Source organism: Micromonospora sp. NPDC050795, from assembly GCF_044456785.1.
In the GTDB taxonomy this organism is placed as follows: Bacteria; Actinomycetota; Actinomycetes; order Mycobacteriales; family Micromonosporaceae; genus Micromonospora.
In genome coordinates this window covers 184,370-201,903 of the sequence record NZ_JBITGE010000001.1, presented here as the reverse complement: position 1 = coordinate 201,903, position 17,534 = coordinate 184,370, and the positions used below count along the sequence as shown (strand labels likewise).

At 70.8% G+C, this 17,534-nt stretch carries 14 protein-coding genes and 1 pseudogene; 8 read left to right on the top strand and 7 right to left on the bottom strand.

Annotation, left to right across the window (positions count from 1 at the left end; genetic code table 11):
• Positions 1 to 667: pseudogene (locus tag ACIBEF_RS01120) on the bottom strand (hypothetical protein); the annotation flags it as partial.
• A 597-nt stretch (positions 668 to 1,264) separates the two neighbouring features.
• Here ACIBEF_RS01120 and ACIBEF_RS01115 point away from each other — a divergent pair.
• Positions 1,265 to 3,055, top strand: a complete 1,791-nt coding sequence (locus ACIBEF_RS01115; RefSeq protein WP_396790088.1) for a glycoside hydrolase family 6 protein — start codon at positions 1,265 to 1,267, stop codon at positions 3,053 to 3,055.
• Positions 3,056 to 3,178: 123 nt separating this feature from the next.
• Here the strand turns inward: ACIBEF_RS01115 and ACIBEF_RS01110 are convergent, their stop codons facing one another.
• The 5 genes from ACIBEF_RS01110 to ACIBEF_RS01090 all read right to left on the bottom strand — a co-directional run bounded on the left by ACIBEF_RS01110 (position 3,179) and on the right by ACIBEF_RS01090 (position 7,528).
• Entirely contained in the window at positions 3,179 to 3,565 is a 387-nt protein-coding gene (locus tag ACIBEF_RS01110; RefSeq protein WP_396790086.1) for a hypothetical protein, read from the bottom strand.
• A gap of 106 nt (positions 3,566 to 3,671) precedes the next feature.
• Complete coding sequence (locus ACIBEF_RS01105) at positions 3,672 to 3,980, bottom strand: hypothetical protein (protein ID WP_238670491.1); 309 nt, start codon at positions 3,978 to 3,980, stop codon at positions 3,672 to 3,674.
• Between the two features lie 16 nt (positions 3,981 to 3,996).
• Positions 3,997 to 5,655: a sodium:solute symporter family protein gene (locus ACIBEF_RS01100; protein WP_396790084.1), complete on the bottom strand. Its 1,659-nt coding sequence runs from the start codon at positions 5,653 to 5,655 to the stop codon at positions 3,997 to 3,999.
• Positions 5,656 to 5,843: 188 nt separating this feature from the next.
• A complete protein-coding gene (locus tag ACIBEF_RS01095) occupies positions 5,844 to 6,923 on the bottom strand; it encodes a hypothetical protein (protein WP_396790082.1) in 1,080 nt (359 codons plus the stop codon).
• 11 nt (positions 6,924 to 6,934) lie between these two features.
• On the bottom strand, positions 6,935 to 7,528 hold the full coding sequence (locus ACIBEF_RS01090) for a hypothetical protein (protein WP_396790080.1): 594 nt from the start codon (positions 7,526 to 7,528) through the stop codon (positions 6,935 to 6,937).
• A gap of 286 nt (positions 7,529 to 7,814) precedes the next feature.
• On the opposite strand from ACIBEF_RS01090, the gene ACIBEF_RS01085 reads away from it, so the two are divergent.
• The 7 genes from ACIBEF_RS01085 to ACIBEF_RS01055 all read left to right on the top strand — a co-directional run bounded on the left by ACIBEF_RS01085 (position 7,815) and on the right by ACIBEF_RS01055 (position 16,313).
• Positions 7,815 to 10,190 carry a nitrate- and nitrite sensing domain-containing protein gene (locus tag ACIBEF_RS01085; RefSeq protein ID WP_396790078.1) on the top strand — a complete coding sequence of 792 codons (2,376 nt, stop codon included), beginning with the start codon at positions 7,815 to 7,817 and terminating at the stop codon, positions 10,188 to 10,190.
• Positions 10,190 to 10,612, top strand: coding sequence for a roadblock/LC7 domain-containing protein (locus tag ACIBEF_RS01080; protein WP_396790076.1), 423 nt, complete (start codon positions 10,190 to 10,192; stop codon positions 10,610 to 10,612). Before ACIBEF_RS01085 ends, ACIBEF_RS01080 begins: the two co-directional genes overlap by 1 nt.
• Positions 10,602 to 10,991 carry a DUF742 domain-containing protein gene (locus tag ACIBEF_RS01075; RefSeq protein WP_396790074.1) on the top strand — a complete coding sequence of 130 codons (390 nt, stop codon included), beginning with the start codon at positions 10,602 to 10,604 and terminating at the stop codon, positions 10,989 to 10,991. Before ACIBEF_RS01080 ends, ACIBEF_RS01075 begins: the two co-directional genes overlap by 11 nt.
• Positions 10,972 to 11,574, top strand: a complete 603-nt coding sequence (locus ACIBEF_RS01070; protein ID WP_396790072.1) for a GTP-binding protein — start codon at positions 10,972 to 10,974, stop codon at positions 11,572 to 11,574. Before ACIBEF_RS01075 ends, ACIBEF_RS01070 begins: the two co-directional genes overlap by 20 nt.
• 87 nt (positions 11,575 to 11,661) lie before the next feature.
• A complete protein-coding gene (locus ACIBEF_RS01065) occupies positions 11,662 to 12,699 on the top strand; it encodes a lactonase family protein (protein WP_396790070.1) in 1,038 nt (345 codons plus the stop codon).
• A gap of 158 nt (positions 12,700 to 12,857) precedes the next feature.
• Entirely contained in the window at positions 12,858 to 14,615 is a 1,758-nt protein-coding gene (locus ACIBEF_RS01060; RefSeq protein ID WP_396790068.1) for a substrate-binding domain-containing protein, read from the top strand.
• Positions 14,616 to 14,831: 216 nt separating this feature from the next.
• Positions 14,832 to 16,313, top strand: a complete 1,482-nt coding sequence (locus tag ACIBEF_RS01055) for a sugar transferase (protein ID WP_396790066.1) — start codon at positions 14,832 to 14,834, stop codon at positions 16,311 to 16,313.
• Positions 16,314 to 16,320: 7 nt separating this feature from the next.
• Here ACIBEF_RS01055 and ACIBEF_RS01050 read toward each other — a convergent pair whose 3' ends face one another.
• A complete protein-coding gene (locus tag ACIBEF_RS01050) occupies positions 16,321 to 17,451 on the bottom strand; it encodes a PP2C family protein-serine/threonine phosphatase (RefSeq protein ID WP_396790064.1) in 1,131 nt (376 codons plus the stop codon).
• Positions 17,452 to 17,534: the final 83 nt, after the last annotated feature.

The window sequence follows — 17,534 nt, the reverse complement described above, 5'->3', positions numbered from 1 at the left end:
CGTAGTCGGAGCCGTGCTCGTCCTTGTTCTCCCAGCCCTTGTCCGAGCCGTAGTCGGAGCCGTGCTCGTCCTTGTTCTCCCAGCCCTTGTCCGAGCCGTTGTCCGAGCCGTGCTCGTCCTTGGACTCCCAGTCCTTCTTGTCTTCGTCCTTGGAGTCCCAGTCCTTCTTGTCACGGCCTTCTTCGGCGTCCTGGCCGTGCTCCTCGCCCTTCCAGTCCTTGCTGCCCTCGTCGCCGTAGGCGTCGGCGGCAGCGCCGCCACCCTGGCCACCCTTGCCGTTCTCGTCCTTGCCCTTGTCGTCCTTGCCGTGCTCGTCCTTGCCCTTGTCGTCCTTGCCTTCGTGGTCCTTGCCCTTGTCGTCCTTGCCCTTGTCGTGGTCGGAGGAGTCCTCCTCCTCACGCCACTCGCGGTCCTCGCCCCGGTCTTCGTCCGCCGGCTTGAGCTTGACCTTGCCGGTGACCTTGGACCACACGTACGCGTGCTCCTGCCGATCCGGGCAGATCTCGAGGAGCTTGACCTCGTCGCCAGCCTTGACGACATGCGGCTTGGCGTAGACCTTGCCGTCGTCGTGGCCGTCGGCGAACGCGATCCCCGGTGCGAACACCAGGAGCGACGCGCCGCCGAGCGCGGCGCCCGCAACGACCTTCCCGAGCATCTTCTTAGCCATGACCTGCGTCACTCCATCCCTGTTGTCCTGAGCCCGGCGACAACCGAGCTAAGACCGACGTTAGACTGTTTCATGACTTATGAAGTGAAAGATTCGCGTTTTACCTTTGATCCATGTAAGAGGTGAAGGGGTGGTACGCGGCTTTCGCCGTGCTGAGTGCTGTGTCAGCCGTCCCGGGGGTCCGTGGGTGTGCCGTGCTGTTGCGCGCCGCCCGTTCCTGGCCTGCCCCGCCATCCCGTAGCTGCGGCTCCGGGCGGCGCGTGCCGCTCCGGCGTGCTCGGGGGTATCGTCCGGAGCGGTTCCGTCAACACATCGAGCCATTGCCATGGAAGCGCTCCCATGCAAGAATCGGCGAACGCGGTTCTGAGAGCCACACCGTGCAGGCAGGGAGTCGAGGGCACCCGGTTTCACCGGGCGACGCACCCGCCGCCGATCGACCGGCCGACGCATCGGTCGGGCACCACCACCACCATCGCCCGTCCGGGTCGGGCGCCCCCAAAGAATCCCGTGGCGCCGACGGCCGTCCGTGCAGGACGCCCATCGGGCCGTCCCGCCGGGCCGTACGTGGGCCCGGTCTCGCCCAAGGAGATCAGTGGCATGAATGTGTGGAGAAGGTTTACCGGCCCACGCCGGGCCCTCGCGCTCGCCGGCGCGGGTGCCCTGGTCGCCGGTGGGCTCGTAACGATTCCGGTTACCGCGGCGCAGGCCGCGACGCAGTGCGACATCGCGTACACGAGTAACGACTGGCAGGGCGGCTTCACCGCGAACATCACCATCAAGAACATCGGCGACCCGCTGAACGGCTGGACGCTCGGCTGGACCTTCCCCAACTCCAGCCAGCGGGTGCAGCAGGGCTGGTCGGCCACGTACACCCAGTCCGGCAGCCAGGTCACCGCCCGGAGCATGTCCTACAACGGCACCCTGGCCACCGGCGCGTCGACGAGCATCGGCTTCAACGGCGCGTGGAGCGGCAGCAACCCGAAGCCGACCTCGTTCACCCTCAACGGCGTGGCCTGCAACGGTGGCACCACCCCGCCGACGACGCCCCCACCGACCACGCCCCCGCCGACGGACCCGCCGCCCACCACCCCTCCGCCCACCGACCCGCCGCCCACCACCCCGCCGCCCGGCACGAAGGTCGACAACCCGTACGTCGGGGTCCGCGGTTACGTGAACCCGGAGTGGAAGGCCAAGGCGGACGCCGAGGCCGGCGGAAGCCGGGTCTCCAACAACCCCACCGCCGTCTGGCTGGACCGGATCGCCGCGATCAACGGCACGCCGAACAGCAGCTCCAACGGTGCCTTCGGGGTGAAGGAGCACCTGGACGAGGCGCTGCGCCAGGGTGCCGGCTACATCCAGTTCGTGATCTACAACCTGCCCGGCCGGGACTGCTCGGCGCTCGCCTCCAACGGTGAGCTGGGACCGGACGAGCTGCCGAAGTACAAGGCCCAGTACATCGACCCGATCGCCGCGATCCAGGGTCAGTCGAAGTACAGCAGCCTGCGGATCATCAACATCATCGAGATCGACTCGCTGCCGAACCTGGTGACCAACACCTCCGGGCAGCCTGGCGGCACGGTCATGTGCGACACGGTCAAGGCAAACGGCGCCTACGTCAACGGCGTCGGCTACGCCCTGGCCAAGCTGGGCGCGATCGGCAACGTCTACAACTACATCGACTCCGGCCACCACGGCTGGCTCGGTTGGGACAGCAACTTCAACCCGAGCGCCGAAATCCTGAAGACCGCCGCGGTCGCCTCCGGCAGCACGGTCAACAACGTGCACGGATTCATCACCAACACCGCGAACTACTCGGCGCTCCAGGAGCCGTACTTCAAGGTCACCGACAACGTGAACGGCCAGACGGTGCGGCAGTCCAAGTGGGTCGACTGGAACTACTACGTCGACGAGCTGTCGTTCGCCCAGGCCTTCCGGACCAAGCTGGTCTCGTTGGGCTTCAACTCGAACATCGGCATGCTCATCGACACCTCCCGCAACGGTTGGGGCGGCTCCGCCCGACCCACCGGGCCGGGCGCGATGACGAGCGTCGACACGTACGTCAACGGTGGCCGCATCGACCGCCGGGCGCACCTCGGCAACTGGTGCAACCAGGCCGGTGCCGGTCTCGGTGAGCGGCCCCGGGCGAACCCGGCGACGGGCATCGACGCCTACGTCTGGGTGAAGCCGCCGGGCGAGTCGGACGGCTCCAGCAGCGAGATCCCGAACAACGAGGGCAAGGGCTTCGACCGGATGTGTGACCCGACGTACGGCGGCAACGCCCGCAACGGCAACAACCCGTCGGGGGCTCTGGGCAACGCGACGATCTCCGGTGCCTGGTTCTCCGCCCAGTTCCAGGAGCTCATGCGCAACGCCTACCCGGCGCTCTGATCGGGTAGCTCACGCACCAACCCGCTGCCAGTGGTTGGTGAGGCACTGTTGGCAGCAGGTTCCCCCCGGGTCCCCGGCTCGACCGTCACAGGTCGGGCCGGGGACCCCCCTTTGTCGGCCCGATCAGGGCACCGTGCGTTCGATCGCCGCCTGGCCCTGCTCGGCCAGGTCACGGCGGGCCTTCTCCAGGTTCTCCGGTGTCAGATCCTGCCCGCGGGCCATCACCAGGTCCTCCGGCTCCCAGGGCTGCTCGCCCCCGGTGCGGATGTTGTCCCCGCCGGCGCCGGTGCCCGTCCCGGTCGCCCCGGTGCCGGCGGCGTACGGGTCGCCGATCAGTTCGTCGGTGTCGGGTGCGAGGTCGCCCGGTCGACTGCGGGGTTCGGCGAAGCCCGGGGTGTCCCGGTCCGGGCCGCCTCCGGTCCGCAGTTGCGGCACGGTGGCGTCATCGTCCACCGCCGAGGCCACCTCGGGGCTGTCCTCCAGCGGCGGTTGGCGATCGCGATCGGTCATGGTGCTGCCTCCTGGGTCCGACACGGTGCCTGATTCCCCCGCGTACCCCTTCGTGCCGCGCTCATGCCGCACCGCCCGGCGGTCGGGCCGGGGCGGCGCGGTTGGGTCAGGCGTCGGGCTGCTGCTCGTTCGGCGCCGGCGCCTCCGCTGGGCGCCACCACTGCCAGAGCAGCATGAGCAGACCGAACACGAGCATCGCCAGCCCGGCCCACAGGTTGATCCGTACGCCTTCGGCCTTGTCGATCTCGGCCCGGCTGTCGAAGATGCCGATCAGCGTGACGATGACCCCGTACGCGACGAAGAGGCCACCGATCACCCGGCGGATGTCGAACAACCGGGCCGCGGCCGAGCGCCGCTGCTCGGCCTGTGCCTCGTCGATCAGTGGGTCCTGTGCCGGCTGGCCGTCGTTGCTCATCTGCCGACCCCTTTCCTCAGAAGACCGGGATGTAGAAGAGGGCGGCCAGCGCGACCGCGATCAGACCGAGCAGCACCGGGGAGCGGTACCAGGCGGCGTCCCCTGCGAGCACGTCGCCCTTCAGGTCGACGCCGCCCATGCCGTACACCAACCCGCGCAACTCCTCGTCCCGCTTGGGTGAGGTGAGCGGGGTGACGATCGCGGCGACCACCACCGCCGTGACGAACGCCAGACCGGCGCCCCAGAAGCTCTCCTCCAGGTCGGAGTTGAAATCGATCACCCCGGCCTTGTAGAGCAGGTAGAGGCTCAGCGACACCAGGGTGCCCAGCAGCAGCGACCAGAAGCCGGCCAGCGCGGTCATCCGCTTCCAGAACATGCCGATGATGAAGGTGGCGAACAGCGGCGCGTTGAAGACGGAGAAGAGCGCCTGGATGTAGTTCATGATGTTGCTGAACCCGGCCGCGATGAACGCGGTGCCGATCCCGATCACCACGGCGGCGACCGTCGCCCACCGGCCGACGCGCAGGTAGTACTCGTCCGACCGGTCACGGCGGATGTACGCCTGCCAGATGTCGTAGGTGAAGACGGTGTTGAAGCCGCTCACGTTGGCCGCCATGCCGGCCATGAACGAGGCGAGCAGGCCGGTGACCGCGACCCCGAGCACGCCGTTGGGGAGCAGGTCGCGCATCAGCAGCGGGATGGCGTTGTTGTACTGCAGGTCGCCGCTCTCCGCGCCGAGGCCCTTCACCGTGACCAGGGCCACCAGGCCGGGGATGACCGTGACCAGGGGGATGAACAGCTTCGGGTACGCGGCGATGATCGGCGTACGCCGGGCGGCGCTCATGTTCTTGGCCGAGAGGGCCCGCTGCACCTCGGCGAAGTTCGTCGTCCAGTAGCCGAAGGACAGCACGAAGCCGAGGCCGAAGACGATGCCGATCCAGTGCGCGCCCAGCGGGTTGGCCGTGCTGCCGGTGTCCTGCCACGCGTGCAGGCCGGCCTCGCCGAGCTTGGTGTCGCCGACCGCGTCCATCAGGCCGTTCCACCCGCCGACCTTGACCAGGCCGATCACGGTGACCGGGATGAGGCCGGCCAGGATGACGAAGAACTGGAGCACCTCGTTGTAGATCGCCCCGGACAGGCCGCCGATGGTGATGTACGCCAGCACGATCGCCGCGCCGACCACGATCGCCGTCCAGAGCGGCCAGCCGAGCAGCGCCTGCATGACGAGCGCCAGCGCGTACAGGTTCACGCCGGCGATCAACACCTGGGCGACGGCGAAGCTGATCGCGTTGAGCAGGTGGGTGGGGCGGTTGAAGCGCAGCCGCAGGTACTCCGGCACGCTGCGGACCTTGGAGCCGTAGTAGAAGGGCATCATCACGATGCCCAGGAAGACCATCGCCGGGACCGCGCCGATCCAGTAGTAGTGGACCGTCATGACGCCGTACTGGGCCCCGTTGGCGGCCATTCCGATGATCTCCAACGCGCCCAGGTTCGCCGAGACGAAGGCGAGACCGGTCACCCAGGCCGGCAGGGAGCGGCCGGAGAGGAAGAAGTCGACGCTGGTCCGGATGGCCCGGCGCGCGGCGAAGCCGACCCCGAGAACGGTGACGAAGTACAGCGCCAGGATCAGGTAGTCCAGGCCGTTCATGTTGAGCCGGAGACCGTCGCCGCCCATCCCGTCACCCCTCGTCCCGACGTCCGCGCTGGTTGGTTCGCGCGCGCCCTATTACCCGGTCCGAGCGGTTTCACTCCCGGAGGATGCGCCCGGGTGTGTCTGACCTCTTCGAGCGGCCTGGCTGGATCGGTACGCAGAAGGGCGCCCCGGCCGTTTTCGGCCGGGGCGCCAGTGTCGGTCCGGTGGACTCAGCGACCGAGAACGCGGTCCAGGAAGTCCCGGTAGTTGCGGACCGCCATCCGCAGTTGCTCGGTGTCGGCCGAGCCGGCGTCCTGCCACCCGCCCAGCGTGTTCTTCTGCGCGGCCAGCGCCGAGGAGAGGGCCTGAATGGCCTCCTCCACCAGCGACTGCGCCTCGCCGGCAGCCGCCTGCGGGTCGTCGACGAAACGCAGCTGCACGTCCCGCCAGCGGTCCCGGAAGCCCTGCGCGGTGTCCGTGTCGAGAAGCGTGACCGGCTCGGCCGCGACTGTCGACCCGGCGGGTCGGGATGTTCCGGCGGACTCCAGCGTGGGGCTGGCGTCGTCACCGGGGGCCGGTTCGCCGTCCGCGTCCGGGTCGACCATCTCCGGTGTCGCGCTGCCGTAGCCGGCCGCGCCCGCCGTCGCGGCGTCCCGGTCGCCGGTCAGGTCGCCGCGCCGCTCAGGGTCGCCGTCAGTGCTCCCCGGCGCGACGACGGTGCGCGCGGACGTGTCCGCGTCGGCGCGGTCGTCCAGGTCGGTGCGGTCGTCGACGTCCGCGCTGTCGTCGACATCCGTGCGGTCGTCGACGTCCGCACTGTCGTCGACGTACGCGTCGCGGCGGTGCAGCTCGGCGGTGGGGTCGGCGCGCAGGCCCTCCCGCTCACCGTCCTCGGCGCCGTCGCCCGGCTGGGCGGTCCGCTCGGCCCTCGGGTCCGGCTGGTCCTGCGGGTGCGGGCTGGCCAGCGCGGAGGCGGCCACCGCGTCGGCCACCGTGGTGGCGCCGAACGTCGTCGGCAGCGGCCCCGGCTCGTGGAAACCGCCCTCGTCGGTGGACCGGTCATCGCGCCGGTGACGCGGGTCGGCGTCGTCGGTCAGCTCGTCGTCGGCCGGGTCGTACGCGGCGTCCCGGTCGGTGTCGTCGGCCCGCTCGTGGGCGGCGGTCTGGTCGTCGAAGGTGCCCCGGTCGTCGAGGGCGTCCTCCGGGACGTCGGAGCGGTCGCCCCGGTCGCCGGCCGGGGGTACCGGCACGGGCGCGGAGCGGACGGCCTCCGGGTGGTCGTTGCTCACCTGCTGCTCTTCCTGGCGCATCGGTGGCCTCCTCAGCGGCTCGTGGCGTCGTGGTCCGGGTGGTGGCGCTGTTCGGGCGTGCGGTGGCCGACCGGCTCCTCGCCCAGCAGATCGGCGAAGAGTGCGCGGTAGTGCACGACCGCCTGCCGCAGCTCCTCGGTGCTGGCCTCGCCCCGGGAGTTGCGCAGGTGGATCTCGTGCGCGTCCCGGTAGTTGGTCAGGGTGCGGGCGTGCTCGACGGAGAGGTGGGCGATCTGGTCGGAGAAGTCACCGGTCGGGTAGCCCCGCTCCTCGATGAGCCGGGTGACCAGAACGTCTGCGTCGCCCACCGTCTCGCCGGGGGTGTCGATGAAGCGGATCTGAAGTTCCTCCCAGGCCGCGGCGTAGCGGGCCCGGGACTCCGGGGTCAGTGGGGTGAGCGTGAGCTCGGCATGCCGGCGTTCCCGGTCGCGCAGTTCGCGCTCGGCGGCGGACCGGCTGTCCTGTTCCGCCACCACCCGGTCGTACTCCGGCCCGAACCGGTTGCGCAGGGCCCGGCGGTTGTTGAGCGAACGGGCGGCCACGGCCAGCACCGCGACGATCACCAGCACGACGAGCACGATGACGACTATCTGCGTGGGCGACATGGGCTCCTCCTTCGTCATCTGCTATTCCCTCCGCGCAGTGATCGCCAATCCCGATCCGAGACACTTTCCTGACGAGGGGCGCAACCACTCACCGGCCGAGGCCTGTTTCAGCCCGGACGCGGCGCTTGGGCGGTGACGACACGGGCGGTAGTGAAACAGCCTCCGATTACGTATCCTGCCCAAGGCGCCCGCGCCGGTGCCCGGCGACGCGGCCGGGCGCGCAGCCGGCAGGCGCGGTGCCCGGCGGTGCCGGCACCCTCCTGCCACCCTGTACGGGCGAGGTCTGATGAAAACCCGCGACTGGCCGATCCGCTCGAAGCTGACCGCACTGGTCGTCGCGCCGGTGACCGCGCTCCTGGCGCTGTGGATCTTCGCGACCACGCTGACCTTCGGTCCCGCCCTGAACCTGCTCTCCGCCCGCACCCTGTTGTACGACCTGGGTCGTCCCGGCGAGACGGTGGTCACCGAGCTGCAACGGGAACGCCGACTCTCGGTGGTGCAGCTCGCCGGCGATACCGAGTTGCCCGCCCTCGCCGAGCAGCGCGGGCGCACCGACCGGGCGGTCGCCGAGCTGCGCCGCCGGGTGGACGGGGAGCCGCTGCGCGACGCCGCCGACGACTCGCTGGAAACCCGGGTCGACCAGCTGGTCAACTCCCTGGCGGCGCTACCCGACGGGCGGAGGTTCATCGACGAGCGCAAGGTGGACCGGGCCGGTGCGATCGGCCTCCACAGCGGCATGGTCGCCGCGGCCTTCCAGGCGTTCGCCGGCATGGCGACCCTCACCGACCCGGACATCAACCGGCAGGCGCTGGCGCTCACCGCGCTCGGTCGCTCCCGGGAACTGCTCGGCCAGAGCGACGCGCTGCTGGCCGGCGCGCTGACCGCCGGACGGTTCGCCGAGGGGGAGCACACGCAGCTCGTCCAGGCCATCGGCAACCAACGGTGGCTCACCGAGAGCGCAGTGGCGGACCTGCCCGAGAGCAGTCGGGTCGCGTACCAACGGTTGACCGAGAGCGAGGCGTTCACCCGGCTGCGCAACATGCAGGACGCGCTGGTCGTGCCCAACCGGTCCGGCCGGCCGACTGTCGACGCCGCGGCCTGGCAGGCCAGCCAGGACGCGGTACAGCAGCAGTTGCGGGACTTCGAACTGTCCGAGGCCGACGCTCTCGCCGACCGTTCGGTGCCGATGGCGGTCCGCATCCTGGTGCGGCTGGCCGCCGCCGGCGTACTCGGGCTCGTCGCAGTCGTCGTCTCGGTGCTGGTGGCGCTGCGGGTCGGCCGCACCCTGGTCCGCCGGCTCAGCGGCGTCCGCACCGCGGCCCTGGAGCTGGCCGAGCACCGGCTGCCCGACGTGGTGGCCCGGCTGCGCCGTGGCGAGCAGGTCGACGTCGCCCGGGAGGCACCGCCGCTGGAGTACGGCCACGACGAGATCGGCGAGGTCGGGCGCGCCTTCACCGAGGTGCAGCGCACCGCCGTCCAGGCCGCGGTGGACGAGGTCACCCTGCGTCGCGGGCTCAACGAGGTCTTCCTCAACATCGCCCGACGCAGCCAGAGCCTGGTGCACCGTCAGTTGCACCTGCTGGACCGGATGGAGCGGCGTAGCGAGGACCCGGACGAGTTGGCCGAGCTGTTCCAGGTCGACCACCTGGCCACCCGGCTGCGCCGGCACGCGGAGGATCTGGTCATCCTCGCCGGCTCCGCGCCCGGTCGGGGTTGGCGGCACCCGGTCGCGATGGTCGACGTGATCCGTGGCGCGATCTCCGAGGTCGAGGCGTACGAACGGGTGGACGTCAAGGCCGTGCAGCCGGCCGGCGTACTGGGGCGGGCGGTCGGCGACGTCATCCACCTGCTCGCCGAGCTGTTCGAGAACGCCACCGCCTTCTCCCCGCCGGACACCCGGGTCACCGTCACCGGCGAGCAGGTGGCCAACGGGTACGCCCTGGAGATCACCGACCAGGGGCTGGGCATGTCCGCCGCGGCGCTGGAGACCGCCAACACCCGACTGGCCAGCTCGCCCGAGTTCGACCCGGCGCAGAGCGCCCGACTCGGCCTGTTCGTGGTGGCCCGGCTGGCGGCCCGGCACGGCGTACGGGTGCGATTGCGCCCATCCGGGGAGGGTGGCGTGACCGCCGTCGTGCTGGTCCCCGGCGACCTCGTCACCACCGAGCCGCCGGCCGGCCCCGACCCCGCCACGCTCGACACCGCGTCGGCCGACCCGAGCCGGCGGCTGGCCCGGACGGCGCGCCGGGGCGCCGTGACCCGCCCCCGTACCCGACCGCCGACGGCCCCGTCCGCCAGCACGGCCCCGCCCAGCGGAGCGCCGACCTCGACCATCGCCCCCGCCGACGGGCGCGTCGAGGGGTCGGCCACCCCTGACGAGCCGGACGACGAGCTGGATGGTCTGCCCCGCCGGGTGCGACGTCGTACCCCCGCCGCCCAGCCCCGCTCGACCGTCACCGACACGCCGTCGCCCCGCTCGCCGGAGGAGGTCCGCCAGGTAATGGCGGCACTCCAGGCCGGCACGGCGCGCGGACGCGCCACCGCCATCACCCCGCCCGCGCCGACCGGCCCGCCAGCGCCGACCGGCCCGGCGGTCCAGGCGGCCCCCACCGACCCGCCGACGACCCCCGAACCCCCGACCGCGACTGAGAGGGACGCCTAGTGCGGCATTCGACGAAGCAGAGCGCCGGCCTGGACTGGTTGCTCGACGAACTGGTGCAACGGGTACCCGCCGCCCGGGAGGCGGTGGTGCTCTCCGCCGACGGCCTGCTGCTCGGCTGCTCGGCCGAGCTGGATCGCTCCGACGCCGAGCACCTCTGTGCGCTCGCCGCCGGCTTCTCCAGCCTCGCCCGAGGCGCCAGCCGGCACGTGGACGGCGGCCCGGTCCGGCAGACAGTGGTGGAGATGGAGGAGGCGTACCTCTTCGTCACCGCCGCCGGGCAGGGTGCCTGCCTGGCCGTGGTGAGCGACGCCGACGCGGACATCGGGCTGGTCGCGTACGAGATGGCGATGCTGGTGATCCGCGTGGGGGAGAGCCTCGCCGCGCCGGCCCGATCGGCGGCGGGTGCCGGAGATGAGGACTGAACCGCCCGGGCCGCAGCACGAGTGGCTGGACGGTGAAGCCGGCCCGGTGATGCGCCCGTACACCCTCACCGGAGGCCGCGTACGCCCCGCCGTCGACGGATTCAACCTGGTCGCGTTCGTGTTGGCCGCTTCGGACGTCGACGCGACAAGCCATTCGCATCTGCTGCCGGAGCATCGACGGCTGGTCACGTTGGCCCACCGACCGGTGTCGGTGGCCGAACTGGCAGCCGAGCTGGACCTCGCGGTCGGCGTGGTCCGGGTACTGCTCGGTGATCTCCTCGCCGAGGGCCTGGTCGCGGTGCACGAGCCGCCGGCCGCCGGCATCCTTCCCGACGACGACATCCTCAAGGCGGTGGTCAGTGGACTCCGTGCGCTATGACCGGGTGGGCACCAGCACCACCATCCCGCTGGCACTGAAGATCCTCATCGCGGGGGGCTTCGGAGCTGGCAAGACGACCTTGGTGAGCGCCCTGAGCGAGGTCCGTCCGTTGCAGACCGAGGAGGTGCTCACCGGTGCCGGGATCGGCACCGACGACCTCTCCGGCGTGGAGGGCAAGTCCACCACCACTGTGGCGATGGACTTCGGCCGCATCACCATCAACGAGGACCTCCAGGTCTACCTGTTCGGCACGCCGGGCCAGGACCGGTTCTGGTTCCTCTGGGACGAGCTGGCCTTCGGCGCGCTCGGCGCCGTGGTGCTCGCCGACACCCGGCGGTTGGCCGACTGCTTCCCCTCCATCGACTACTTCGAGCAGCGGGGAATCCCGTTCGTTGTGGGCGTGAACTGTTTCGACGACTCCCGCCGGTTCAACCTGGAGACCGTACGCCGGGCGCTCGACCTGGACCCGGACGTACCGATGGTGCTCTGCGACGCCCGGGACCGGCAGTCCGGGAAGATGGTTCTGATCTCTCTGGTGGAGCACGTCGCCCGACAGCGCGGTGAGCCGGTGCCGGCGGCCTGAGATCCGGGCCGAAAAGCCGGTTAACGGGCGGGCAACGCGGGCAGCCTCTGGTTGGATCAACGAAGGTTGCCGGCGGAGGAGTTGGGCGTGAGCAGTCAGGGTGAGGTCGTCCACATCGGGGGTTACACCGCGCAGAGCGGCGGGCGGGGCAGCGGCATCGTCGCCGCGCGTCGCGACCCGAGCACCGGGGCGCTGACACCGCTCGGCACGGTGGCGGTCACCCCGTCCCCCTCCTTCCTGGTGCGGCACCCCACCAAGCCGGTGCTCTACGCGGTCAACGAGCTGACGGACGGCGAGATCAGCGCCTGGCGGGTCGGTGCGGACGGCGCGTTGGACCCGCTCGGCAGTCGGTCGACCGGCGGTGCGGAGCCCTGCCACCTGGCGGTGCTGCCCGGTGGCGGTCACCTGCTGGCGGCCAACTACGGCAGCGGCAGCATCGCGGTCTTCCCGCTCGACCCGCAGGGCGTGCCCGGCGAGCGCACCGACCTGGTGGTGCACGAGGGGCACGGCCCCGACCCGGAGCGCCAGGACCACGCCCACGCCCACATGGTCTCGCCCGGTGCGGGCCAGGGGCCGATCTTCGGCGTGGATCTCGGCACCGACTCGGTCTACCGGTACGACCTGGACGAGGCGACCGGGCGACTGGTGCCGCGTGCGCCCCGGGTGCGTACGAAGCCCGGCACCGGCCCCCGGCACCTGGCCCGGCACCCGGACGGACGACGCTGCTACGTCGTCGGTGAGCTGGACGCCTCGGTCACCGCCTATGAGCTGACCGACGACGGCGCGTTGCACCAGCGCGGGCGGGTCGAGGCGAGCGGGCGCGCGGGTCACGTCCAGCCGTCGGAGGTCGCGGTCGCCCCGGACGGCCGGTTCCTGTACGTCGCTAACCGTGGGGTGGGGACGCTGGCGGTCTTCGCGGTGGCCGGGGAGTTGCCCGAGTTGGTGGCCGAAGTGGACACCGGCGGTGAGTGGCCCCGGCACTTCGCCCTCATCGGGGAGCACCTCTACGTCGCCGACGAGCGGGCGGACATGGTGCGGGTGTTCCGTCGCGACGCCGACACCGGCGTCCTGGAGGCGGCCGGCGAGCCGGTGCCGGTGCCGAGCCCGACCTGCGTTCTGGCCTGAACGCTCGCTCAATAGACGTGAGGCTGGCACTGGTTTGGCAACGCCGCGAGGCTGCCTCGTCACTCTGTGTTGCAAAAAAGTGGTTAACTGTTTCTCCTCCGTAACTTTAGTCCGAACGGATGTGGCAGAGACGGCACCTAGTACGCAAGATGGTCACCGTGTCAGCAGGCCGCCATCGCATGCGTTCGAAACTCCACCTAGCCGCCGCCGCCGCAACGGCGGGGGTGCTCGTCGTGACGACGGGCGCGTGGTTCGGCTACCAGGAGTTGATCCAGCCCAGCTGCTCGGGAGAGATCCGACTAGCCGTGGCGGTCGCCTCCGAACTCGCGCCAGCGGTTGACGCTGCCGCGTCCCAGTGGGTCAAGGACGGCGCGGCGGTGGGCCCGACCTGCATCCGCGTCGACGTGTCCGCGTCCGACCCGGTCGACGTGGCGGCCGTGGTGGCGGCCAAGCACGGGGCCCTGCTGGCCGGTGTGGGGCAGGCCAGTGGCACCGCCGTCAGCCCGGACGTCTGGGTGCCCGACTCCTCGACCTGGCTGCTGCGGCTGAAGAAGGACGCGACGGCGTTCGCTCCGACCAACGGCCAGTCCATCGCGCGCAGCCCGATCGTCGTCGCGATGCCCGAGCCGATCGCCACCCGACTGGGCTGGCCGGACAAGAAGTTCAACTGGACCGACCTACTCAAGCAGGTCAACAACAGCAGCTCTCCGCTGCGGACCGGGATCGTCGAGCCGACCCGCGACGCCGCGGGTCTGTCCGGTCTGCTCTCGCTGACCGCTGCGGCGAACGGCGCCGGCGGCGACGCCCAGCGCAACACCGTCGGGGCGCTGCGGGCACTGGCCACAGGGCGTTCCTCGCTCCGCAACGACCTGCTGGCCCGCTTCCCCACGGCCAACGACGCGACGTCCATCGCGAGCGGTCTCGGCGCGGCGGCTCTGTCCGAAGAAGACGTGATCGCGTACAACAGCAAGAAGCCGCCGGTGCCGCTGGCCGCGCTCTACATGGAGCCGGCGCCGATGCCGCTGGACTACCCGTACGCGGTGCTGCCCGGCATCGAGCCGAGCAAGGCGTCGGCGGCCAAGGTGCTGTACGAGCTGCTCACCAGCCCGACCTTCCGTAACCGGCTCGCCGCGCAGTCGCTGCGCGCGCCGGACGGCAACTGGGGCGATGGTTTCAAGGCGCCGCAGGGTGCTCCGAGCCCGTCCGGCGGCGCGCCGACCGCACCGGCGAACGGCGGCACCGCGGCGGGTGGCCTCGACCCGGCCGCCATCCAGCGGGTCGTCTCCAGCTGGTCGATCGCCACCCAGTCCGGTCGGATGCTCGCCGTCATCGACGTGTCCGGCTCGATGAAGGACCCGGTGCCCAGCGCCAACAACCGCAGCCGGGAAGAGGTCACCGTCGACGCGGCCCGTCGCGGCCTCGGCCTCTTCGACGACTCCTGGTCGATCGGCCTGTGGACCTTCTCCACCAAGCTCGTCGGCAACCGGGACTACCGGGAGCTGGTCCCGATCGGGCCGCTCTCCGGTCAGCGGGCCCAGTTGGAGGGCGCGCTCGCCACCGTCAAGCCTTCCAGCGGTGACACCGGCCTCTACGACACCATGCTGGCCGCGTACCAGGCGGTGCAGGAGAACTGGCAGCCGGGCCGGGTCAATTCGATCGTGCTGTTCACCGACGGCAAGAACGAGGACGACAACGGCCTCAACCAGCAGCAGTTGCTCAGCAAGCTCAAGCAGATCGCCGACCCGGAGCGGCCGGTCCAGGTCATCATGATCGGTATCGGCGAGGGCGTCAGCAAGGCGGAGCTGGAGTCGATCACCAAGGTGACCGGTGGCGACGTCTTCGTCACGAAGGACCCGAGCGAGATCGGCAGCATCTTCCTCAGCGCCATCGCACGGCGTCCGCCAGCGCCGCGCTGATCCGACGCTCAGACGTCAAGGGGCCTGCCGTACCGTCGATTCGGTGTGGCAGGCCCCTTTTCGGTCACCAGGTTGTTGAAGAAAAGTGACGGCAATACGTCGGAAGCAATCGGCAGTCATAGTTGTCAAGGCAGGATGTCGACTGTTCCGGCATAGTCGGTCCGCCTCCGGACCGACCCGTCGGCCGGGGCCATCCTGTACAGAGTGGGAGGGCCGGTGAGCGTGGCGACACTGTTGACCCCCGCCACGTCGGCGGAGCCGGACGATCGACGCGCCGGGTCGGTGGCGCGCGCTGACGAACGGTCCTACGTCCGGGTTCTGGTGGTGCTGGACACCACCATCCTCATCATCGCGCTGCTGATCGGGTACGTCGCCCGTTTCGGTGACGACGAGCCGACCGGCTCGGAGATCCCGTACGTGCTGGTCGCCCCCGGGTTGGTGCTGGCCTGGCTGATCTCGCTCAAGGCGCTCGGCTGCTACGACGACCGGGTGATCGGCTACGGGGCGGACGAGTACCGGCGGGTCAGCTCAGCCAGCCTGCGCCTGGCCGGGGCGATCGCCATCATCGGCTACATCGCCGATGTCGGCGTCTCCCGGGGTTTCCTGGGCATCTCCTTCGCGGTGGGCACCGTCGGGCTGGAGGTGGCGCGGTTCGCCGCCCGTAAGCGGCTGCACCGGGCCCGCTCGCTGGGTGCCGGCTGGTCCCGCAAGGTGCTGGTGGTCGGCGATACCGCTCACGTGTTGGAGTTGGTCCACACGCTGCGCCGCGAGCCGTACGCCGGCTACCAGGTGGTGGGCGCCTGCATCCCGGACGCGCTGCTCGCGCCGGTGGCGCAGCGGCTGGGTGACGTGCCGGTGGTGGGGTCCTTCCGGGGCATCCCGGAGGCCGCCACCGCGATCGGCGCGGACACGGTCGCGGTGACCGCCTCCGGTGAGCTGACCGCGGCCCGGCTGCGCCGCCTCGGCTGGCAGTTGGAGGGGACCGGCGTCGACCTGGTCGTGGCACCCGCGCTGACCGACGTCGCCGGCCCGCGCATCCACACCCGCCCGGTCGCCGGCCTGCCGCTGATCCACGTCGAGGCGCCCGAGTTCCGCGGGGTGCGCAAGCTGGTGAAGGGTTTCGTCGACCGGTCCGTCTCGTCGTTGGCGCTGGCGGTGCTGCTGCCGCTGATCGCGTTCATCGCGCTGGCCATCAAACTGGACAGCCGGGGCCCGGTGCTGTTCCGGCAGGTCCGGGTCGGTCGCGGCGGGCAGGAGTTCGGCGTCTTCAAGTTCCGCACCATGGTGGTGAACGCGGACGCGCTGCTCGCGGAGCTGACCGCGCGCAACGAGACCGACGGCCTGATGTTCAAGATGCGCCAGGACCCCCGGGTGACCCGCGTCGGCCGGCTGCTGCGCAAATGGTCACTGGACGAGCTGCCGCAGTTGGTCAACGTGCTGCTGGGGCAGATGAGCCTGGTCGGGCCGCGCCCGCCGCTGCCCTCGGAGGTGGCCCGTTACGACGGTGACGTGGCCCGACGGCTGCTGGTCAAGCCCGGCATGACGGGCCTGTGGCAGGTCAGTGGCCGCTCCGACCTGAGCTGGGAGGACGGCATCCGGCTGGACCTCTACTACGTGGAGAACTGGTCCCTCGCCGCCGACCTCACCATCCTCTGGAAGACCTTCGGCGCGGTGCTGAACGGCCGCGGCGCGTACTGACCACCGGTCACGGCTGCGGGCCGGTCCAGTCCAGGCAGACGACCACCGCGTCGTCGACCAGGTCACCCGACACGAACGCGCGCAGATCACCGATCAGCGACCGGACGGCGTCCAGGGGGGCCATCGGCCCGGTCCGCCGCAGGAACCGGTCCAGCGCCGTCTCGCCGTAGCGCATGTGCTGACCGGCGGCCTCCACCACCCCGTCGCTGACCACGAAGAGCCGGTCGCCGCGCTGCAGCGGGAACTTCTGCTCGTGGTAGTCGGTCGCCTCGAACATGCCCAGCGGGAACTGCGCCTCCAGCGGCTGCTCGGTGACGTCCCCGTCGCGGAGCAGGACCAGCCGGGGTGAGCCGGCGTCCACCACTGTCATCATCCCGGAACTTAGGTCCAGCTCCATCAGCAACGCGGAGAGGTGCTGCTCGCCCCGGTACAGGTCGTAGATGGCCTGGTCGGCGAGGGCGGCCTGGTCGGCCAGGCTCAGCCCGGCCCGACGCGCGTTGCGCAACGCGTGGGTGGCCAGCGAGGTGAGCAGGGACGCGGCCACCCCTTCACCGGTGCCGTTGATGGTGGACAACCAGACCCGTTCCCCGTCGTCGGACCAGTCGAAGCTGTCGCCGCGCACCGCGTACGCCGGCTCCAACTGCCCGGCCAGGCTGAACGAGGGCCGGATGCGGCTGCGGCCGGGGAGCAGGTCCCACTGCATCTCGGCGGCCAGGGTGAGGCGTTGGGTGCGCCGGGCCGCCCGATAGACGTCGGTGCCGGCGGAGACCGCCGCCACCTCGTGGGCGAGCGCGGTGGCGATGTCGGCCAGGTCGGCGAAGAACTCCCGGTCGTCCGGAACGGGCGACAGGCGCAGCACCCCCCGACGCTCGCCACGCATGGTGACCGGGAACCAGGCGGTGCCGTCGGAAACTATCGGCGACTGGTGGTCGAAGGCGCGCCAGGCCGGATGCCCGGGGCTCGTGATCGAGTCACCCTCGGTCAGTGGCAGCAGCTCCGCGAGTCGGTAGTCGACCTGATAGAGCTCGACGTCGGTGATCCCGTACGGCTGGGCGAGCACGTCCCCGATGCCACCGACGAGCCGGTCAGCTGGTGTCTCGTTCAGGGCACGTCGTGCCCGGTTGACCGGTTCGTTCATCGTCAGTCCTTCACTGAAAGCTCGACCACCAGGAGGTTCGGAGTACTCTCGGGCCACCATGGCAGAACTGAACCGTCCGACGG

Bases quoted from the DNA above. Each gene is read 5' to 3' on its own strand.
- ACIBEF_RS01115 (WP_396790088.1), top strand. From the start codon at position 1,265: ATGAATGTGTGGAGAAGGTTTACCGGCCCACGCCGGGCCCTCGCGCTC.
- ACIBEF_RS01110 (WP_396790086.1), bottom strand. From the start codon at position 3,565: ATGACCGATCGCGATCGCCAACCGCCGCTGGAGGACAGCCCCGAGGTG.
- ACIBEF_RS01105 (WP_238670491.1), bottom strand. From the start codon at position 3,980: ATGAGCAACGACGGCCAGCCGGCACAGGACCCACTGATCGACGAGGCA.
- ACIBEF_RS01100 (WP_396790084.1), bottom strand. From the start codon at position 5,655: ATGGGCGGCGACGGTCTCCGGCTCAACATGAACGGCCTGGACTACCTG.
- ACIBEF_RS01095 (WP_396790082.1), bottom strand. From the start codon at position 6,923: ATGCGCCAGGAAGAGCAGCAGGTGAGCAACGACCACCCGGAGGCCGTC.
- ACIBEF_RS01090 (WP_396790080.1), bottom strand. From the start codon at position 7,528: ATGTCGCCCACGCAGATAGTCGTCATCGTGCTCGTCGTGCTGGTGATC.
- ACIBEF_RS01085 (WP_396790078.1), top strand. From the start codon at position 7,815: ATGAAAACCCGCGACTGGCCGATCCGCTCGAAGCTGACCGCACTGGTC.
- ACIBEF_RS01075 (WP_396790074.1), top strand. From the start codon at position 10,602: ATGAGGACTGAACCGCCCGGGCCGCAGCACGAGTGGCTGGACGGTGAA.
- ACIBEF_RS01050 (WP_396790064.1), bottom strand. From the start codon at position 17,451: ATGAACGAACCGGTCAACCGGGCACGACGTGCCCTGAACGAGACACCA.